Genomic DNA, 18,877 nt, shown 5'->3' on the forward strand with positions numbered 1-18,877 from the left:
AATGGATGTAAGTCAATATTTGGATATGTTCATCGAAGAAAGTAAAGAACACTTGCAAGCTTGTAGTGAACAGTTGCTAGCGTTAGAGAATAATCCTGATGACCTGGCCATTGTCAATGAAGTATTTAGGGCTGCACATACCCTTAAAGGAATGTCAGCGACAATGGGATATGAAGATATTGCAGATTTAACACATAAAATGGAGAACGTCCTTGATGCAATTCGAAACTCAAAAATTAGTGTTACAACAGAAATATTAGACGTAGTATTTGAAGCAGTGGATGATCTTGAATTAATGGTACAAGATATCGAATCAGGTGGTAACGGAAAGAAAGACGTCAGCAAGTTAGTAGACACTCTTAACCGAATAGAAGCCGGACAACCACTTGATTTAGTAACTGAGCCCGCAGCGACAACTGAGGAACCTTTCATTGAAGTCGTAACTTCGACGGGAATTCATTATGATGAGTTTGAATTGACGGTTATTTCCCAATCTGCTGAACAAGGCTTTAATGCTTTAGAAATCACAGTTACATTACGTGAGGATTGCTTGTTAAAAGTAGCTCGCGTATTTATGACGTTTGAGATTTTGGAAAAGTCAGGCGAAGTCATAAAAACCGTTCCTACAGTAGAACAATTAGAAAATGAAGATTTCGATCAAAAGTTTACGATTGTTCTATTGACACAAGAAGACGCCGAAGATCTAAAGGCAAAAGTCCTGAAAGTTTCTGAAATAGAAGATGTACATATTACATACATTACGGATGAATACGTGCAAAAGTATAAACAAGCTGCATTGAATACAAAAGATCCAGAACCGGAAGTCGTGGAAACGATAATCGTACCTGTTGCGGAAGCTGCGACAACTAAAGAAGTACCTAAGGAAGCTGTAAAAACAAAAAAGGCCACATCTTCCAATTCTAATAAAACCATTCGAGTGAATATTGACCGACTAGATATTTTAATGAACTTATTTGAAGAACTTGTCATTGATCGTGGACGCCTTCAATCTATTGCCAGTGAATTGCATAACCCTGAATTGAATGAATCCGTTGAAAGAATGACACGGGTATCAGGGGATTTACAAAACATCATTTTGAACATGCGAATGGTACCTGTAGAAACAGTCTTCAATAGATTCCCAAAAATGGTTCGGCAATTGGCGCGTGATCTGAATAAGAAAATTGATTTGGAGATTGTCGGCGCTGAAACAGAGTTGGACCGAACCGTAATTGACGAAATAGGAGATCCCCTCGTGCATTTGATTCGAAATGCTTTAGATCACGGTATCGAAATGCCGGAGGAGCGCATTGCGAATGGCAAGCCAGAGATTGGAACTGTAACATTGCGCGCCTATCATTCAGGTAACCATGTATTTATCGAGCTAGAAGATGATGGAGCGGGTGTGAACCGCGAACGCGTAGTGGGTAAAGCAATTGAAAGGGGAATTATCAGTCCTGAAGCTGCCGATTCTTTGACGAATAAACAAGTAGCGGAATTGATATTAGCCTCAGGATTTTCAACTGCGGCTTCTATTACCGACGTATCAGGTCGTGGTGTGGGTCTGGATGTTGTGAAAAACACAATCGAATCTCTTGGCGGACATATTTCGATCGATTCCACTGAAGGAAAGGGTTCGTTATTCCAGGTTCAGTTACCTCTTACTCTTTCTATTATTTCGGTAATGTTAGTAGAGTTGGATAAAGAAATTTATGCAATCCCCTTGTCGTCTATAATCGAAACTGCCATTATTCAAAAGTCTGATATTTTAAATGCGCATAATCAGCCAGTAATCGATTTCCGTGGAACAATTGTGCCGTTGGTGGACTTAAAAGATATATTCGAAATGAAAAATAGAAGCAATGAAGAAGATGAGTTTCAATCGATCGTCATCGTTCGTAAAGGTGAAAGTTTAGCTGGGTTAGTCGTAGATTCATTTATTGGTCAACAGGAAATCGTGCTGAAATCACTCGGCGAATACTTGCAGAATGTCTTTGCGATTTCAGGCGCGACAATTTTAGGAAACGGTCAAGTTGCATTAATTGTTGACTGTAATGCATTGATTAAATAATCGAGGTGATGACATGACAAAAGCAGCAGAAGTAAACGAAATGAAAGTGATCGTCTTTCAATTGATGAATAAGGAATATGCGATTGGACTTGACGTTGTAGAATCCATCGAGAAATCGCTATCGATTACACGAGTTCCCCGTATGCCTTCTTATGTAAAGGGGGTATTAAATTTACGTGGTGTAGTGACACCGGTAGTGGACTTACGTGAACGTTTTGATATGGAGTATAAAGAATTTGATGAAACAAGTTGCATTATTATTGTTTCGCATGCGGGTTCAGAGGTCGGTTTAATTGTAGATGATGCCAATGATGTGATGGATGTTCCAACGAGCGCAATAGGCCCTCAACCGGAAGTGGTGGGTTCTGTAGAATCAGAATTCATTTCTGGAGTGGCGAAAGTTGGTAAGCGATTGTTAGTCATGTTGAATTTGGAAAAAGTACTGCAACCAATAAAGAAGGGGAATACGGATGGATTCTAAAAATGACATCACCGAAATGCATCTGGATGTCTTAAAGGAAATCGGGAATATTGGCGCAGCGCATGCTGCAACTTCTTTATCTCAGTTGCTAGGTCAGAAAATTGACATGCGTGTACCTAAAGTCGAACTCGTTACATTTGATGAAATGTTTGATTTAGCAGGCGGCACTGAAAAAGTGGTAGCGGGTATCTTTTTGCGTATAGAAGGTGAAGTGACCGGCACCATGTTCTTCGTACTGACTATTGAATCTGCAACACAATTTATTCGTAAACTGACGGGTGATGTAGCATTTAGTATTAACGATGTAGGGGATTTGGGAATGGGTGCTTCTGCGCTACAGGAGTTGGGAAATATATTGTCAGGTTCTTATTTATCTGCACTTTCTGATTTCACTTCCTTAAATATCTACCCAACTGTACCTTCATTAAGTATTGATATGGTGGGTGCCATTGTTAGCTTCGGCCTGATCGAAGTATCTCAGTACAGTGATGAAGTAATCGTCATTGAAACGGAAATATTACAAGAGGGCGAACAGGGAATGTCGAGTTTAGCGGGGCATTTCTTCTTGTTACCCGACCCGCAATCTTACCGCACAATATTCAGTTCGTTGGGTGTCTTATAGATGGCAAGCGTTCAAACGGTAGTGCGCGTAGGGATAGCGGATATGAATATTGCTAAATCCCCTCATACGATACGCACATCAGGACTGGGTTCGTGTGTTGGTGTAGTACTATATGATTCTTCGAAAAAAATCGCGGGCATGGTGCATGTTATGTTACCTGACAGTGAGTTGGGTAAATCGACAAAACTGAATGTGGCAAAATTCGCAGATACAGGTATTCACGCTATGTTGGAACTTTTGAAATCACAAGGAGTTAGACCTTTCAGCATTAAAGCAAAAATTGCTGGCGGAGCGCAAATGTTTCAGTTCGGTTCAAATGATACGATTCGTATCGGTCCACGCAATGTAGAAGCGGTAAAAAAAGAATTGAAAAGATATTCGATTCCGATTGTTGCAGAAGATACAGGCGGATCAAGCGGACGTACAATTGAATTTGATCCTGATACGAGTATCCTATCTGTTCGTACCGTCAATGCTGGAACACAGGAAATTTAACAGTGCAAACGAAGGCGGCTAATGCATTAGTCGCCTTTATCTATTGCGATTTGCTATACTTATACATAAGAGATGATATCGGTACAAGGAACCTGACAGGAAAGGCGTGAATTCGATGACAAATCAAGATGTAACTGAACGGTATCAGTGGAAGTTATGGATTGAAAATCGTGACCCTGATGCAGGTGATACGCTAGTTCGAATGTATACACCTCTTGTGAATTATCACGTTCAACGAATCAGTGCTGGACTGCCGAAAAACGTATCACGTGATGAAATCAAATCTCTCGGCTATCAAGGACTTTTCGACGCGTTAACAAAATTTGATCCATCACGTGATTTGAAATTTGACACGTATGCCTCATTCCGAATTCGGGGTACGATTATAGACGGTTTACGAAAAGAAGATTGGTTATCACGCTCTTCGAGAGAAAAAACCAAGAAAATGGACGAGGAAATTAGTAAACTTGAACAGTCATACTTGAGAACAGTTACACCTGAGGAAGTAGCTGATCATTTAGGCATTACAACGGATCAAGTTTATCAAACCGTGCATGAACAGTATTTTGCTAATGTATTGTCCATCGATGAAAAAATGAATGATGAAGATGATCACGATCAAACCTTCGTGTTACAGGATGAACAAACGAAAACACCTGAACAACAAGCGGTCAAAGGCGAATTAATTGAAGACTTGATAACAAAAATTAAAGAACTAAATGAAAATGAACAATTGGTACTCAGTTTATTTTATCAAGAAGATATGACGCTAACAGAAATCGGAGAAATTTTAAGCTTATCTACATCAAGGATCTCACAAATACATTCAAAAGCATTATTTAAGTTACGGTCGCTGCTGGCGGCTGAAATTACAGATGGAGGGATTTTATGAGTTTGAAAGCGATTGAACTTCAAATTGCAATCCCGAAAACATTTGAGGCAGGTAAAATAGCAGAGCAAAAGCAGCAACAGTCTCAACATGCTCAGGACAGTGCCAATATGCAAACAGAAAAGCAAGCGTTAAAAAGTAAGGAAACCGTTTTGGAATCATTACCATACGCAAAATTGGATGGAGATGATCAGCAACCAAGCGATGAGTCCCAACAAAAACAAAAACAAGAGAAAGAACGACAGCAAGCCAAGCACCCATTTAAAGGTTCGTTTGTTGATTATAGCGGATAATATCATGGGAATAATACTAGCTCTTTTGTTCATCTTACAAATCATTGGATTTATGCTACTAACATTGCTGTACTTGAAAATATCGAAATTCAATAATCTGGAGACAAAGCAACAACGACTGATGAAAGAAATGGATCAATCCGTATTAGCTTATCTAGAAGAAATTAAAGAGGAAAACGACCGTTTAATTCATCAACTGAATCAACGATCGAATGCTCAAGTGAAAGAAACTACAGACTCTGTGCCGCAAGAGCAGTCAATACCAGAAGCTTCTGAAATGCCTGATCTGAGACCGAGGTTGCATCCGGTTCCTGTTCATTTTGCTTTGCGTTCCTACCAGAAAACGGTGGCGATCGAAAAGAATGAACAAGAAAAGAACGCAGAATTACCCCCTAAATCACTTGACGACAAAGAAAAAGCAAAACAGCTCTATGCAGAAGGTAAATCAATAGAAGAAATTGCAAGAGAGTTGAATAAAGGTAAGACAGAAATTGAATTGATAATAAAATTCGACTAAAATTATACACAGTAGTTGCAAACAACGTAGAATTGTGTTAATTTAATAGATGGTATTACTACACACGCGTGCGGATGAATGAGTGGGTGCCATTATGGTCACTTATTCGCTGGAAGTACGCGGAGGATAAAAAACCAATAGGAGGAATTAAACATGTCAGTAATCTCAATGAAACAATTGCTAGAAGCTGGTGTACATTTCGGACACCAAACACGTCGTTGGAACCCAAAAATGAAGAAATATATCTTCGTGGAGCGTAACGGCATCTACATCATTGACCTTCAAAAAACGGTCAAAAAATTAGAGGAAGCTTACAACTTCATGCGCCAAGTCGGTGCTGATGGTGGTAAAGTTCTTTTCGTAGGTACGAAGAAACAAGCACAAGAAGCAATCAAAGAAGAAGCGGAACGTGCTGGAATGTACTACATCAACCAACGTTGGTTGGGTGGAACATTGACTAACTTCGGTACTATTCAAAAGCGTGTAGCGCGTATGAAAGCTATTGAGAAAATGGAAGAGGATGGCACGTTTGATGTACTTCCTAAAAAAGAAGTTTCTCAATTAAATAAAGAACACGAACGTCTTGTGAAATTCCTAGGCGGTATCCGTGACATGAAAGGCTTGCCAGATGTAATCTTTATCGTGGATCCACGTAAAGAGCGTATCGCGGTAGCTGAAGCAATCAAATTGAATATTCCACTCGTTGGAATCGTTGATACTAACTGTGATCCGGACGAAATCGACTATGTCATTCCTGCGAACGACGATGCAATCCGCGCAGTACGTTTACTAACAAGCAAAATGGCAGATGCTTTGATTGAATCCCGTCAAGGTGAAGACGACGAAGTAGCTGAAACAGTAAACGAAACAGCAACTGTTACTGCAGACTGAAATGAGTAAATGATGAGACGATAAGTGGCGTACCCCTTATCGTCTCTTTTTAAAGTAATAAGCAACTTCAAATGATATCTAATAGGAGGAATTTTCAAATGGCAACAATTACAGCCCAAATGGTTAAAGAACTTCGTGAAAAAACAGGTGCAGGTATGATGGACTGCAAAAAAGCATTAACTAAAGTAGACGGAGATATGGCCGCTGCAATGGAATATATGCGTGAAAAAGGCCTTTCAAGTGCAGCGAAGAAAGCAGATCGTATTGCAGCTGAAGGTGTCGCAAACATTTTAGTTCAAGGTAACGAAGCAGTTATTCTTGAAGTAAATGCTGAGACAGACTTTGTAGCGAAAAACGAAGGCTTCCAAACACTTGTTAAGGAAATCTCTGAGTTTTTACTTGCTACGAAACCTGCTTCAGTAGAAGAAGCAAACGCAGCGAAATTAGACAACGGTTTAACTGTGTCTGAGCATATTTCAAACGCGGTAGCTAAAATTGGAGAGAAAATTACTCTTCGCCGTTTTGAAATCCGTGAGAAAACAGATCAAGACGCTTTCGGACCATACCTACATATGGGCGGACGTATTGCTGTGTTGACTGTTCTTGAAGGTTCAACTGATTCTGATGCAGCGAAAGATGTAGCAATGCATATCGCAGCAATGAACCCTAAATACATTTCACGCGACCAAGTATCTGCTGAAGAAGTAGAAAAAGAGCGTAACGTATTGACTGAGCAAGCTTTGAACGAAGGTAAGCCAGAAAACATCGTAGCGAAAATGGTAGAAGGACGCCTTGGAAAGTATTTCGAGGAAATCTGTGTCTTGGATCAAGCATTCGTTAAGAATTCTGATCAAAAAGTTGGCGATTTCGTGAAATCAACTGGCGGAACATTAGTAGAGTTCATTCGTTATGAAGTGGGCGAAGGTATTGAAAAGCGTGAAGACAACTTTGCTGACGAAGTAATGAGCCAAGTTAAAGGTAACTAAGTATAATCCAATCGTACAGAGGGGCACATCCATCATGTGTTCCTCTTTTTTGAGAATAGGAAATTGCAGGAGGGCCAACATGAGTATTCCAAAATATAAGCGCATCGTGTTAAAATTAAGTGGGGAAGCATTAGCTGGTGATCAAGGCTACGGATTATCTCCGGAAGTTGTTAAATCAGTTGCGAACCAAGTGAAAGAAGTAGTAGAGCTTGGTGTAGAAGTAGCTGTAGTAGTTGGTGGCGGAAACATTTGGCGTGGGAAAGTCGGAAGTGAAATGGGAATGGACCGGACAACAGCTGACTACATGGGAATGCTTGCAACGGTTATGAACTCTCTTGCTCTTCAGGACGCTCTTGAAAAGCTAGGACCAGAAACTCGAGTCATGTCTTCCATTGATATGAGACAAGTAGCTGAACCTTACATACGCCGGAAAGCAATCCGTCATTTAGAGAAAAAGCGTGTGGTAATATTTGCGGCAGGAACTGGAAACCCTTATTTCTCCACAGATACTACCGCTGCTCTACGTGCTGCTGAAATCGAAGCAGATGTCATTTTAATGGCGAAGAACAACGTAGACGGTGTTTATTCTGCTGATCCGATGAAAGATTCAACAGCTACCAAATACTTAGAACTGTCCTATCTTGAAGTGATCAGTCAAGGGCTTGAAGTTATGGATTCTACTGCTTCAACTCTATGTATGGACAATGATATCCCGCTCGTAGTATTCTCAATTATGGAAAATGGCAATATCAAAAAAGCCGTACTTGGTGAAAAAATCGGGACGGTCGTCAGGAGGAATAAAAAATGACAAAAGAAGTAATGGATCAGACGAAAGAACGTATGGATAAAGCACATAGCGCCTATTCACGACAATTGGCATCTATCCGTGCTGGAAGAGCTAATGCGAGCCTGTTAGACAGAATTTCTGTTATTTATTATGGAGCGCCTACACCATTAAATCAAATGGCTGGAATTTCCGTGCCCGAACCACGTTTATTAGTAGTTCAACCTTATGACAAGACTACAATCAGCGAAATCGAAAAAGCTATCATGAAATCAGACATCGGTATTACACCGTCTAACGATGGGTCAGTTATTCGTCTTGCTGTACCTGCACTTACAGAAGAACGTCGTAAAGATTTGGTGAAAGATGTAAAGCGTGAAGCTGAAGATGCGAAAGTAGCGATTCGTAATGTTCGTCGCGATAGCAACGAAGATTTGAAGAAGCTTGAAAAAGATGCAGAAATTACTGAAGATGAATTACGCCGTTACAATGAACAAGTACAAAAGATGACAGATGAATTTATCGAAAAGATTGACCAAACTGCAAAAGATAAAGAAAATGAAATCTTGGAAATCTGAGTACAGAACTTTCTATAAGGAGGAGCGTCCTACTTTTAGGACGCTCTTTTCTTTCTTTTGCATGCTATTTACCATGCAATTTGGTAGGATAGTCAGTAGGAGTATCCGAATTGAGCCAAGTGGGGGAACGCTATGCTTAGAAAACTAATGCGAAAAAAGACGGTAGACATTCAATTCCTGGACGAACGGATTGAAGCCGTTAAAAATAGACAAATTCCTAACCATGTGGCAATTATCATGGATGGAAATGGAAGATGGGCGAAGCAACGTAAAATGCCACGTATTGCTGGCCACCATGAGGGAATGAAAACTGTTCGCCAAATTACTAATTTCGCGAACGCTTTGGGTGTGAAGGCACTCACTCTCTATGCATTTTCCACTGAAAATTGGAAGAGACCGAGGATGGAAATTGACTTTTTGATGAATCTTCCAGGCGAGTTCCTCAATACGTATTTACCTGAGTTGATGGAAAAAGGTATTAAAGTGGAAATGATCGGAGATATGGATGCGCTTCCGAGCCATACAGAGAAAGCAATTAGGAAAGCAATGGAACAAACTAAAGATAACCAAGGTTTGGTTTTGAATTTTGCGATGAATTATGGGAGTAGAGTGGAACTAGTTCATGCGATGAAAGAATTGGCGGAAGAAGTGGCTGCCGGAAATTTAAAAGTAGATCAAATTGATGAAAGTTTAATCGGATCCAAATTAATGACCGCGCACTTGCCGGAGCCTGACCTACTGATTCGCACAAGCGGTGAAGTACGTTTATCTAATTTTATGTTATGGCAACTTGCCTATGCAGAATTCATTTTTACCGAAGTATTATGGCCGGATTATGATGAAGACTGCTTTTTACAAGCAATAGAAGATTTCCAAAAGAGGGATCGGCGCTTTGGAAGCTTGGAAGGAGATCAGAAAAGATGAAGCAAAGAATCATCACGGCTATTGTAGCTCTCGCATTTTTTGTGCCATTGATTATTGTCGGTGGATTACCGTTTATTTTGATGATTTTTGCGATATCTACGATTGGCCTATACGAACTATTACGCATGCGTAATATGTCCCTTTTTTCTATCGGCGGATTTATCTCTTGGTTACTTCTACTCGTCATTTTACTTCCATCTAGGTGGACAGAACAAGTAGAAAGTTTCCTGAAATTAGAGAAACTTGAAATGATCTATGTATTGATATTATTGTTATTGGTTTATACTGTAGTAATGAAAAATAAATGGACATTCGAAGATATTGCATTCAGTGCAATTAGTGCGCTGTATGTCGGTATCGGATTCTATTATTTAATTGAAACTCGTTTATTTGGTTTAGAGTACATAGGCTATGCGTTACTTATTATTTGGTCTACAGATTCCGGTGCGTATTTTGTTGGACGTAAAATTGGTAAACGAAAACTCTGGCCGGATATTTCACCTAATAAAACGATTGAAGGTTTTGTTGGGGGCATAATTTCTGCGATCGTGATTACGTTGATTTATAATATGTTTTACCCTATCGCCACGTCATTCGTATCGTTTATTATCATTACAATAGTGGCATCAATTGTAGGTCAAATGGGGGACTTAGTTGAGTCTGCACTAAAACGTTTCTATAACGTAAAAGATTCCGGGAAGCTGTTGCCTGGACATGGTGGTATTATGGACCGATTTGACAGCTTGCTATTTGTACTCCCATTGCTTCATTTTGTTCAATTTATAGGATAATGGAAAGGAAGTTCATAATATGAAGAAAATCAATTTGCTTGGTGCTACGGGTTCTATCGGTACTCAAACATTAAGCATTATTGCAGCTCATCCTGACCGCTTTGAATTAACTGCAATGTCGGCAGGAAGAAATATTCAGAAAGTAAGTGAAATTATTGCAAAGTTTCATCCTAAATTAGTTTCTGTTTTGGAAGAATCAGACGCAATGCGCTTACAAAATGAGTTTCCTGAAGTTCAATTCGTTCATGGTGATGAAGGACTTATTGAAGCGGCGGTAGGACTGGAAGCGGATGTCTTGTTGAACTCAGTAATCGGTAGTGTAGGACTGAGACCGACACTCGCAGCGATTAAAGCGGGCATGACGATAGCTATTGCGAATAAAGAAACACTGGTAGCAGCAGGTAATCTTGTCGTAGAAGCAGCAAAACGACATAACGTCCCACTTGTTCCAGTAGACAGTGAACACTCTGCATTATTTCAGTCATTAAATGGTGAAAATCCGAAACGCATCACAAACTTAATATTAACAGCATCTGGTGGGAGTTTTAGGGACTATACGCGGGATCAACTTCAGAACGTTACAGTGGAACAAGCACTCGCGCATCCAAACTGGTCGATGGGCAATAAATTAACTATTGATTCAGCAACAATGATGAACAAAGGATTAGAAGTCATAGAAGCACATCATTTATTTGCGATGCCATATGATAAAATAGAATGTCTACTACATAAAGAAAGTATAATTCACTCAATGGTGGAGTTTGAAGATACAAGTGTCATGGCGCAACTAGGTTCACCTGACATGCGTGTTCCTATTCAATACGCACTGACCTACCCGGATCGTATTCCGATGGCCAATGCTAAGCGTCTTCGTCTCGATGAAATTGGTAAATTGCATTTTGAAAAAATGGATTATAAACGATTTAAAGCCTTGTCACTTGCATATGATGCAGGTAGGGAAGGGGGCACTATGCCTACAGCGATGAATGCGGCCAATGAAGTGGCGGTTCAACTGTTCATGGAAGGTCATATTTCTTTCATGCAAATTGAAGAAATAATTGAAGAAATGATGCAGCAACATCAAACTATTCAAAATCCTGATTTGGAAGAAATTTTGGAGACAGATCGCGATACGCGAAAAAGAGTCTATGGTATAGTTAAGTATCAAGATTAATTTCAGGCTGTCACAGCCGGTGAAGGTGGTTACTGAATGGAAACGGTTATTGCGTTTATAGTAATATTCGGGACACTTGTAGCATTTCATGAGTTTGGTCATTTCTTATTTGCTAAGAGGGCTGGCATCATGGTTCGAGAGTTCGCTATCGGAATGGGACCTAAAATTTTAGCGATCCGCAAAGGTGAAACGCAATACACAATTCGCTTGTTACCTTTAGGGGGATATGTGCGGATGGCTGGTGAAGATTTCGATACTGTCGAATTACAGCCGGGTTACCGCGTTGGTTTATTATTGAATGCACAAGACGAAATAGAAAAGATTTACTTAAATCGAAATGTTTCCAATCCGAATATTTTAAACGTGGAAGTTGAAAAGTCGGATCTGGATAAAGAATTATATATTGAAGGATATGACGAAGATGGACAATTCGTTCATCTGAAAATTTCCAGAACGGCTATGATTATCGAAAAAGGGCAAGAAACATTAATTGCTCCATATGATCGTCAGTTTGAATCTAAATCTTTGGGTAGCAGGGCATTGGCAATATTTGCAGGGCCGCTTTTCAATTTCATCTTAGCGTTTTTCATATTCTTGGCTTTAGGTTTAATGAATGGTGTACCAACCAATGAACCGATTATTTCGGAAGTGAAGCCGGATACTCCGGCAGAGCTAGCTGGAATGAAAAAAGATGACTTAATCACAGGAGTAGACGGTAAGTCGATTGATTCCTGGCCGAAGTTTTCTGAAGCGATCCAAAAAAGTGCTGGAGTCCCGATGTCTATAGAAGTCGATCGAGCGGGCAAACAAGTTGTTTTAGACGTAGTACCTGATACAGTGGAAGATGCTGGACAGGAATTCGGTCAAATTGGTGTTATGTATTCAAGCCCACTGGAAAAAGGGTTTATCAAATCCATTGTTTTCGGTGCTGAACAGACATACACGTGGACTGTGAAGATCTTTGAATTATTAGGTATGCTAGTTACAGGTCAGTTTACAATAGACGCATTGTCCGGTCCTGTAGGCATCTATAAAGCGACTGAAGAAGTTGCTCAACACGGTATTTTCAATTTAATGAATTGGGGCGCTGTGCTAAGTATTAATCTAGGAATCATGAACTTACTGCCATTACCTGCGTTAGATGGTGGGAGACTATTGTTCTTCCTATTTGAAGGCTTAAGGGGCAAACCGATTGATAAACAAAAAGAAGGTATGGTGCATTTTGTAGGTATCATGTTATTAATGGTTTTGATGCTTGTTGTGACATGGAATGACATCCAACGATTTTTCTTCTAAAAAGGTGGAAGTATATGATGAAACAATCGAAAACGTTTATACCCACAATGCGTGAAAATCCATCTGAAACAGAGATGCGTTCGCATCAGTTATTGCTGCGTGCAGGCTATATCCGACAGAATGCCAATGGTGTTTACACATATTTAACTCTTGCACAAAAAGTCTTTAGAAAAATCGCGACGATTATTCGTCAAGAAATGGAAGCCATTGAAGGTATTGAAATTTCTTTGCCGGCGTTGCAAAGTTCGAGTATTCTAAAAGAAACTGAACGGTGGGATTCATACGGTAAGGAAATGTTCCACGTCGCTGACAGACAAACCAATCAATTGGCATTAAGCTCAAGTGATGAGGAAGCAATCATCGACTTACTACGTGATGAAGTTCGATCGTATAAAAAGTTACCATTAACGATTTTTCAAATTAAAACAAAGTTCCGTGACGAAATAAAACCGCGTGCGGGTCTACTTCATAGCAGAGAATTTATTAGAAAAGACGCCTATTCATTCCATTCAACGCAAGAGAGCTTGGATGAAAAGTACTTGGAAGTTATGCAAGCATACACTAATATGCTAACTCGACTAGGCATGCATTTCCGCATGGTTATATCAGATGGTGGAACAGGTTCCCATGAGTTCATCGCGTTAACCGAAAACGGAGAGGATCGTATTGCTTATAGCGATAGTTCTACCTACGCCGCGAATATGGAGTTTGCTGAAGTTCATGTAGATTACGAAATGCCGGATGAAAAACAGTTGGAGATGATAAAAGTCTCCACTCCGAACCAACGAACCATTGAAGATCTCGCTACATTTTTATCAGTTAGTCCTGAGCGTGTAATCAAATCATTGGTGTATAAAGTGGATAATGATTTTGTCATGGTGGTTTGTCGAGGCGATCATACTGTCAATGAATATAAATTGAAACGGTTTTTACATGTAAAGCATATGGAATTGGCAACAGAACAACAGATAGAAGAATTACTAGGCTGTCATATCGGTTCGATTGGTCCTGTGAAACTACCGATTGGTGTAAGGGTATATGCAGATCATGCAGTTAAAGCAATGGTGAATGTAGTAGCGGGAGCAAATATTGACGACTATCACTTATTGAACGTCAACCCGGAGCGCGATTTTGCTATTGATGATTATGTGGATATCCGTTTCGTTCAAGAAGGGGATGCTTCTCCTGATGGAATGGGTACGATTAAATTCACTGAAGGAATAGGTGTAGGACATCTCCGTAAACTAGGCACTGTCTTTAGTGAGCAGATGAAAGGAACATTCCTTAATGAACATGGCAGAACAAAGCCTTTCATTATGGGAAGTTATAGTCTCGGAATTTCTCGTTTACTAGCTACAATTGCCGAGCAGTTCAATGACGAAAAAGGCTTGAAGTGGCCGAAGCATTTAGCACCATTTGACATTCATTTAATTACAATGAATGTTAAAGATGAAATTCAAACGCAGCTGGCGGATGAGTTATATGCAGTTCTAGAGTCTTATCGATACGATGTATTGTATGACGATCGTGCAGAACGAGCAGGTGTGAAGTTTGCTGATGCAGACTTGATTGGTTTGCCAGTCCGCATTATAATTGGTAAGAGAGCAGACGAAGGTATTGTGGAAGTCATGTACCGCCACAGTGGAGAATCAATAGATTGGCAAAAAGAAGAAGTGTTGGAAAAACTACAATCCTTCTTTAGTGCAGATTAATCCAAGAAGGGGAGTCCGTTAACGGAACTTCCCTTCTTTTCGCGATAGAACGGAGGAATATATAATGGATGCCGCTCAAAAGTTTTTAACTTTGCTGCAACAGACGGGACTGACAGATGATCAGTTTATGACTTATTTTCAAAACGGTGAATTAAATCGTGTAACTGTACAGAAAAAAACAAGAGTGTGGAAATTCAATATAACACTGGATGAAGTGTTACCTATAGAGGTATTTCAGATTATGCAACAACGTGTTCATGAATCGTTTGCTGCTATAGCGAATGTACATCTTGAAATGGAAGCAAGAAAAAATGAAGTGAATGAACAATTAATTATAGATTATTGGCCGCTTATTATAGATGAGTTAGCGGATATTTCTCCTCCTATACGCCAATGTTTAGTGGAACAAAAGCCCACGATACACGGCGAGAAATTAATGCTTAATTGCTCGAGTGATTTGGAGTGTCAGACATTAAAGAATAAATATGTGGAACTATTATCGACACTTTATCAACAATTCGGTTTTCCAAAGTATATGTTCGATGTTTCGATTGTTGAAAATCATAATGCTGAAGAAGAGCGTCAGCAATTCCTCACGCAAAAGCAGCAGGAAGAAGATGTGTTGTCCAAGCAAGCCTATCATCAGTTACAACAACGTGAATCGATGAAAAGTGAACAAGGAGATTCTGATAAAGTACTTGCTCTTGGTACACCGATCAAAGCTAACGAGCCAATCGTTCCAATCCATGAAATACAGGATGAAGAAAGACGTTTGATTATAGAAGGTTTTGTATTTGATGCAGAAGTACGTGAATTAAGAAGTGGTCGTTCTTTATTGACATTAAAAGTAACGGATTATACCGATTCTATCTTAGTCAAAATGTTTTCTCGTGATAACGAAGACGCAGAAATTATGAAATCTTTCAAAAAGGGTATGTGGGTACGAGCTCGTGGCGGTATCCAGAACGATACATTCGTCAGGGACTTAATCATGATGGCACAAGATATTGCTGTTATTCCGACTATTGAACGGAAAGACAAAGCGCCTGATGGACAGAAACGTGTGGAGCTACATGCGCATACATCCATGAGTCAAATGGATGCAGTCGTTTCCGCTTCAGCATTAGTAGCGCAAGCAGCTAAGTGGGGACACCCAGCGATTGCGATCACAGATCATGCGAACGTTCAGTCTTTCCCTGATGCTTATAATGCCGGTAAAAAACATGGTATTAAAGTGTTGTTTGGTTTAGAAATCAATCTGGTGGATGATGGTGTTCCAATTGTCTATGAAGAGCAACACCGCTTACTTGAAACAGATACGTATGTTGTATTCGACGTGGAGACGACAGGATTGTCAGCTGTATACGATACGATTATCGAGCTTGCAGCTGTGCGAGTGAAAGATGGAGAAATCATTGATCGATTTGAACGCTTTGCCAACCCGCATCATCCGTTGTCATCCGTTACGACAAATTTGACAGGTATTACAGATGACATGGTAGAAAATGCACCAGAAGTGGAAGACGTCATGGCGGAGTTTATAGAGTTTATCGGGGATGCAGTATTGATTGCACATAATGCTTCGTTTGATATGGGCTTCTTCTATGCATCATGTAAGCGTGCAAAAATAGAAACGGTCGCTTATCCAGTCATCGATACATTGGAGCTTTCTCGTTTCCTTTATCCAGAACTGCGAAATCACCGATTAAATACATTGGCTAAAAAATTCGATATCGAATTAACTCAGCACCACCGTGCCATTTATGATACAGAAGCTACAGCGTATCTATTTTTACGCCTGCTGTCAGAGGCGTTAGAAAAAGGTATCGAGTGGCTTGATGATCTCAATAAGAATATTGGAGAAGGAGATGCTTATAAGCGTTCACGACCTTCACATTGTACTTTGCTGGCAACAGATAATGAAGGGTTGAAAAATCTGTTTAAACTCGTATCAATTTCACATATGGACTTTTTCTATCGCGTGCCCCGTATACCTCGATCGTTACTTGTGAAGTATCGAAAGGGAATAATTGTCGGTTCGGGCTGTGATAAAGGGGAAGTATTCGAAGGGTTAATGCAAAAGCCGATGGAAGAAGTAGAGGAAATCGCAAGTTTTTATGATTACCTTGAACTTCACCCTAAGCCAGTCTACTCACATTTACTAGAACTTGATTTAATTCGAGATGAGTGGAACCTTGAAGACATTATGCGCAAAATGATCAAACTTGGTAAAAAAACAGGCTTACCGGTTTGTGCAACGGGGAATGTGCATTATCTAAATGAAACGGACGCCACTTATCGAAAAGTTCTTGTGCGTTCTCAAGGTGGAGCAAACCCGTTAAATCGGCACACGTTACCTGAAGTTCATTTCCGGACAACAGATGAAATGTTGAAAGAATTTGATTTTTTAGGCGAAGACGTAGCGAAAGAAATCGTAATTGACAATCCATTGAAAATTGTAGAGCGTGTAGGTGATGTGAAACCTATCAAAGATGATCTATACACACCGACAATTGAAGGTGCTGAAGACGAAGTACGCGATTTAACTTATTCTATGGCGCATCAAATATATGGTGAAACATTGCCGGAGATTGTTGAAGCACGAATCATAAAAGAATTAACATCTATAATTGATAATGGTTTCTCTGTTATTTATCTGATTTCGCATAAACTAGTTAAAAAATCTTTAGATGACGGCTACTTGGTCGGTTCGCGTGGGTCTGTTGGTTCGTCATTTGTTGCAACCATGATGGAGATAACAGAAGTAAATCCACTAGCGCCACATTACGTTTGTCCATCATGTAAAACATATGAGTTTTTTGATGATGGTTCAGTTGGTTCTGGATATGATTTGCCGGATAAAGAATGCCCGAATTGCCAGACGATGTTTAAAAAAGATGGTCAGGATATCCCGTTTGAAACCTTCTTAGGGTTTGCCGGCGATAAGGTTCCGGATATCGACTTAAACTTCAGTGGTGAGTATCAGGCGCATGCGCATAACTATACGAAAGAGCTGTTCGGAGAAGATTATGTGTTTCGGGCAGGAACGATAGGGACAGTCGCTGAAAAAACTGCATATGGATATGTTCGAGGATATATGAATGACAATGATATTCAAATGCGTGGTGCAGAAATTGATCGGCTAGTACAAGGCTGTTCAGGCGTTAAACGAAATACGGGGCAACACCCCGGAGGTATCATTGTTGTGCCGGACACAATGGACATCTTTGATTTTACACCCATTCAATTCCCAGCGAATGATCTTGAATCTAGTTGGAAAACAACACACTTTGATTTCCACTCCATCGATAATAATTTATTGAAACTAGATATTCTAGGTCATGATGATCCGACGATGATCAAAATGTTGGAGGATTTATCAGGTATCGACGCGATGACCATTCCGCCTGACGATAAAGGCGTTATGGAATTGTTTAGTGGAACGTCTTCCCTTGGCGTTACGGAAGAACAAATTGACTGTAAAACAGGGACTCTCGGTGTACCTGAATTCGGAACACGATTTGTTAGGCAGATGTTGGAAGAAACGAAACCGTCTACGTTCTCTGAATTGATTCAGATATCGGGACTGTCCCACGGTACTGACGTTTGGCTAGGCAATGCACAGGAGTTAATCCAAAATAAAACATGTCAACTGTCAGAAGTAATTGGCTGTCGTGATGATATTATGGTTTATTTGATCTATCAGGGGCTAGAGCCTTCACTTGCATTTAAGATTATGGAATCTGTACGAAAAGGGAAAGGACTAACTCCTGAGTTTGAAGAAGCGATGAAAGAGAATAAAGTGCCAGGCTGGTACATTGGATCATGTAAGAAGATCAAGTACATGTTCCCGAAAGCTCACGCAGCGGCATACGTATTAATGGCTCTTCGAATTGCATACTTCAAAGTTCATCACCCAATCATGTACTATGCGACGTACTTCACCGTTCGAGCGACTGATTTCGATTTGGTGACAATGTGTAAAGGTTCAGCAAGTATTCGAGCGAAAGTTAAAGAAATCAATGCCAAAGGATTGGACGCTCTTCCAAAAGAAAAGAACTTAGTAGTTGTTTTGGAGATTGCGCTTGAAATGGTTGAGAGAGGATTTACATTTGCGAAACCTGATCTCTATAAATCGGATGCGACACAGTTTCTCATCGAAGACAATAAACTAATTCCACCATTTAACTCGATCCCTTCACTAGGAACTAACGTTGCGAAGACGATTGTAGAGGCGAGAAAAGACGGTGAGTTTTTATCAAAAGAAGACTTCCAGAAAAGAGGCCGGGTTTCTAAAACTGTAGTTGAGTATCTGGATAACCTCGGTTGCATGGAAGGAATGCCAGAAGCGAACCAACTATCCCTATTCTAAT

At 40.1% G+C, this 18,877-nt stretch carries 17 protein-coding genes; all 17 read left to right on the forward strand.

Annotated features, from left to right (window positions below):
• The first annotated feature begins 1 nt into the window (after window position 1).
• The 17 genes from CSV68_RS04585 (at window position 2) to CSV68_RS04665 (ending at window position 18,876) form a co-directional block, all read left to right on the forward strand.
• A complete protein-coding gene (locus tag CSV68_RS04585; protein WP_099661545.1) occupies window positions 2-2,071 on the forward strand; it encodes a chemotaxis protein CheA in 2,070 nt (689 codons plus the stop codon).
• A 13-nt stretch (window positions 2,072-2,084) separates the two neighbouring features.
• Window positions 2,085-2,552: a chemotaxis protein CheW gene (locus CSV68_RS04590; protein WP_099633186.1), complete on the forward strand. Its 468-nt coding sequence runs from the start codon at window positions 2,085-2,087 to the stop codon at window positions 2,550-2,552.
• Window positions 2,542-3,174, forward strand: a complete 633-nt coding sequence (locus tag CSV68_RS04595; protein WP_099633187.1) for a chemotaxis protein CheC — start codon at window positions 2,542-2,544, stop codon at window positions 3,172-3,174. The genes CSV68_RS04590 and CSV68_RS04595 overlap by 11 nt, the downstream gene beginning before the upstream one ends.
• Window positions 3,175-3,669 (forward strand): chemotaxis protein CheD, encoded by a 495-nt coding sequence (locus CSV68_RS04600; RefSeq protein WP_099633188.1) that lies wholly within the window; start codon window positions 3,175-3,177, stop codon window positions 3,667-3,669.
• Window positions 3,670-3,784: 115 nt separating this feature from the next.
• The gene (locus CSV68_RS04605) at window positions 3,785-4,561 is read left to right on the forward strand and encodes a FliA/WhiG family RNA polymerase sigma factor (protein WP_099633189.1); all 777 of its coding nucleotides are present in this window, start codon (window positions 3,785-3,787) and stop codon (window positions 4,559-4,561) included.
• Window positions 4,558-4,851: an RNA polymerase subunit sigma gene (locus CSV68_RS04610; protein WP_099661546.1), complete on the forward strand. Its 294-nt coding sequence runs from the start codon at window positions 4,558-4,560 to the stop codon at window positions 4,849-4,851. Before CSV68_RS04605 ends, CSV68_RS04610 begins: the two co-directional genes overlap by 4 nt.
• Before the next feature lie 4 nt (window positions 4,852-4,855).
• Complete coding sequence (locus tag CSV68_RS04615; RefSeq protein ID WP_099661547.1) at window positions 4,856-5,368, forward strand: helix-turn-helix domain-containing protein; 513 nt, start codon at window positions 4,856-4,858, stop codon at window positions 5,366-5,368.
• A gap of 153 nt (window positions 5,369-5,521) precedes the next feature.
• Complete coding sequence (gene rpsB, locus CSV68_RS04620; protein WP_029053181.1) at window positions 5,522-6,259, forward strand: 30S ribosomal protein S2; 738 nt, start codon at window positions 5,522-5,524, stop codon at window positions 6,257-6,259.
• A 98-nt stretch (window positions 6,260-6,357) separates the two neighbouring features.
• On the forward strand, window positions 6,358-7,245 hold the full coding sequence (gene tsf / locus CSV68_RS04625; protein WP_099633191.1) for a translation elongation factor Ts: 888 nt from the start codon (window positions 6,358-6,360) through the stop codon (window positions 7,243-7,245).
• A 79-nt stretch (window positions 7,246-7,324) separates the two neighbouring features.
• Window positions 7,325-8,053, forward strand: a complete 729-nt coding sequence (pyrH, locus tag CSV68_RS04630) for a UMP kinase (RefSeq protein ID WP_099633192.1) — start codon at window positions 7,325-7,327, stop codon at window positions 8,051-8,053.
• Window positions 8,050-8,607: a ribosome recycling factor gene (gene frr / locus CSV68_RS04635; RefSeq protein WP_099633193.1), complete on the forward strand. Its 558-nt coding sequence runs from the start codon at window positions 8,050-8,052 to the stop codon at window positions 8,605-8,607. Before pyrH ends, frr begins: the two co-directional genes overlap by 4 nt.
• Window positions 8,608-8,739: 132 nt before the next feature.
• Window positions 8,740-9,531 (forward strand): undecaprenyl pyrophosphate synthase, encoded by a 792-nt coding sequence (locus CSV68_RS04640; protein ID WP_099633194.1) that lies wholly within the window; start codon window positions 8,740-8,742, stop codon window positions 9,529-9,531.
• Complete coding sequence (locus CSV68_RS04645) at window positions 9,528-10,322, forward strand: phosphatidate cytidylyltransferase (protein ID WP_099633195.1); 795 nt, start codon at window positions 9,528-9,530, stop codon at window positions 10,320-10,322. Before CSV68_RS04640 ends, CSV68_RS04645 begins: the two co-directional genes overlap by 4 nt.
• A gap of 19 nt (window positions 10,323-10,341) precedes the next feature.
• On the forward strand, window positions 10,342-11,496 hold the full coding sequence (locus CSV68_RS04650; protein ID WP_099661548.1) for a 1-deoxy-D-xylulose-5-phosphate reductoisomerase: 1,155 nt from the start codon (window positions 10,342-10,344) through the stop codon (window positions 11,494-11,496).
• A 36-nt stretch (window positions 11,497-11,532) separates the two neighbouring features.
• On the forward strand, window positions 11,533-12,792 hold the full coding sequence (gene rseP, locus CSV68_RS04655; RefSeq protein WP_099661549.1) for an RIP metalloprotease RseP: 1,260 nt from the start codon (window positions 11,533-11,535) through the stop codon (window positions 12,790-12,792).
• Between the two features lie 17 nt (window positions 12,793-12,809).
• On the forward strand, window positions 12,810-14,504 hold the full coding sequence (locus tag CSV68_RS04660) for a proline--tRNA ligase (protein WP_099633319.1): 1,695 nt from the start codon (window positions 12,810-12,812) through the stop codon (window positions 14,502-14,504).
• 64 nt (window positions 14,505-14,568) lie between these two features.
• Window positions 14,569-18,876: a PolC-type DNA polymerase III gene (locus tag CSV68_RS04665; RefSeq protein WP_099661550.1), complete on the forward strand. Its 4,308-nt coding sequence runs from the start codon at window positions 14,569-14,571 to the stop codon at window positions 18,874-18,876.
• Window position 18,877: the final 1 nt, after the last annotated feature.

It is taken from the genome of Sporosarcina sp. P29, from assembly GCF_002743265.1.
GTDB lineage: Bacteria > Bacillota > Bacilli > Bacillales_A > Planococcaceae > Sporosarcina.

Coding starts and splice junctions, on each gene's coding strand:
- CSV68_RS04585 (WP_099661545.1), top strand. CDS start 2: ATGGATGTAAGTCAATATTTGGATATGTTCATCGAAGAAAGTAAAGAA.
- CSV68_RS04590 (WP_099633186.1), top strand. CDS start 2,085: ATGACAAAAGCAGCAGAAGTAAACGAAATGAAAGTGATCGTCTTTCAA.
- CSV68_RS04595 (WP_099633187.1), top strand. CDS start 2,542: ATGGATTCTAAAAATGACATCACCGAAATGCATCTGGATGTCTTAAAG.
- CSV68_RS04600 (WP_099633188.1), top strand. CDS start 3,175: ATGGCAAGCGTTCAAACGGTAGTGCGCGTAGGGATAGCGGATATGAAT.
- CSV68_RS04605 (WP_099633189.1), top strand. CDS start 3,785: ATGACAAATCAAGATGTAACTGAACGGTATCAGTGGAAGTTATGGATT.
- CSV68_RS04610 (WP_099661546.1), top strand. CDS start 4,558: ATGAGTTTGAAAGCGATTGAACTTCAAATTGCAATCCCGAAAACATTT.
- CSV68_RS04615 (WP_099661547.1), top strand. CDS start 4,856: ATGGGAATAATACTAGCTCTTTTGTTCATCTTACAAATCATTGGATTT.
- rpsB (WP_029053181.1), top strand. CDS start 5,522: ATGTCAGTAATCTCAATGAAACAATTGCTAGAAGCTGGTGTACATTTC.
- tsf (WP_099633191.1), top strand. CDS start 6,358: ATGGCAACAATTACAGCCCAAATGGTTAAAGAACTTCGTGAAAAAACA.
- pyrH (WP_099633192.1), top strand. CDS start 7,325: ATGAGTATTCCAAAATATAAGCGCATCGTGTTAAAATTAAGTGGGGAA.
- frr (WP_099633193.1), top strand. CDS start 8,050: ATGACAAAAGAAGTAATGGATCAGACGAAAGAACGTATGGATAAAGCA.
- CSV68_RS04640 (WP_099633194.1), top strand. CDS start 8,740: ATGCTTAGAAAACTAATGCGAAAAAAGACGGTAGACATTCAATTCCTG.
- CSV68_RS04645 (WP_099633195.1), top strand. CDS start 9,528: ATGAAGCAAAGAATCATCACGGCTATTGTAGCTCTCGCATTTTTTGTG.
- CSV68_RS04650 (WP_099661548.1), top strand. CDS start 10,342: ATGAAGAAAATCAATTTGCTTGGTGCTACGGGTTCTATCGGTACTCAA.
- rseP (WP_099661549.1), top strand. CDS start 11,533: ATGGAAACGGTTATTGCGTTTATAGTAATATTCGGGACACTTGTAGCA.
- CSV68_RS04660 (WP_099633319.1), top strand. CDS start 12,810: ATGAAACAATCGAAAACGTTTATACCCACAATGCGTGAAAATCCATCT.
- CSV68_RS04665 (WP_099661550.1), top strand. CDS start 14,569: ATGGATGCCGCTCAAAAGTTTTTAACTTTGCTGCAACAGACGGGACTG.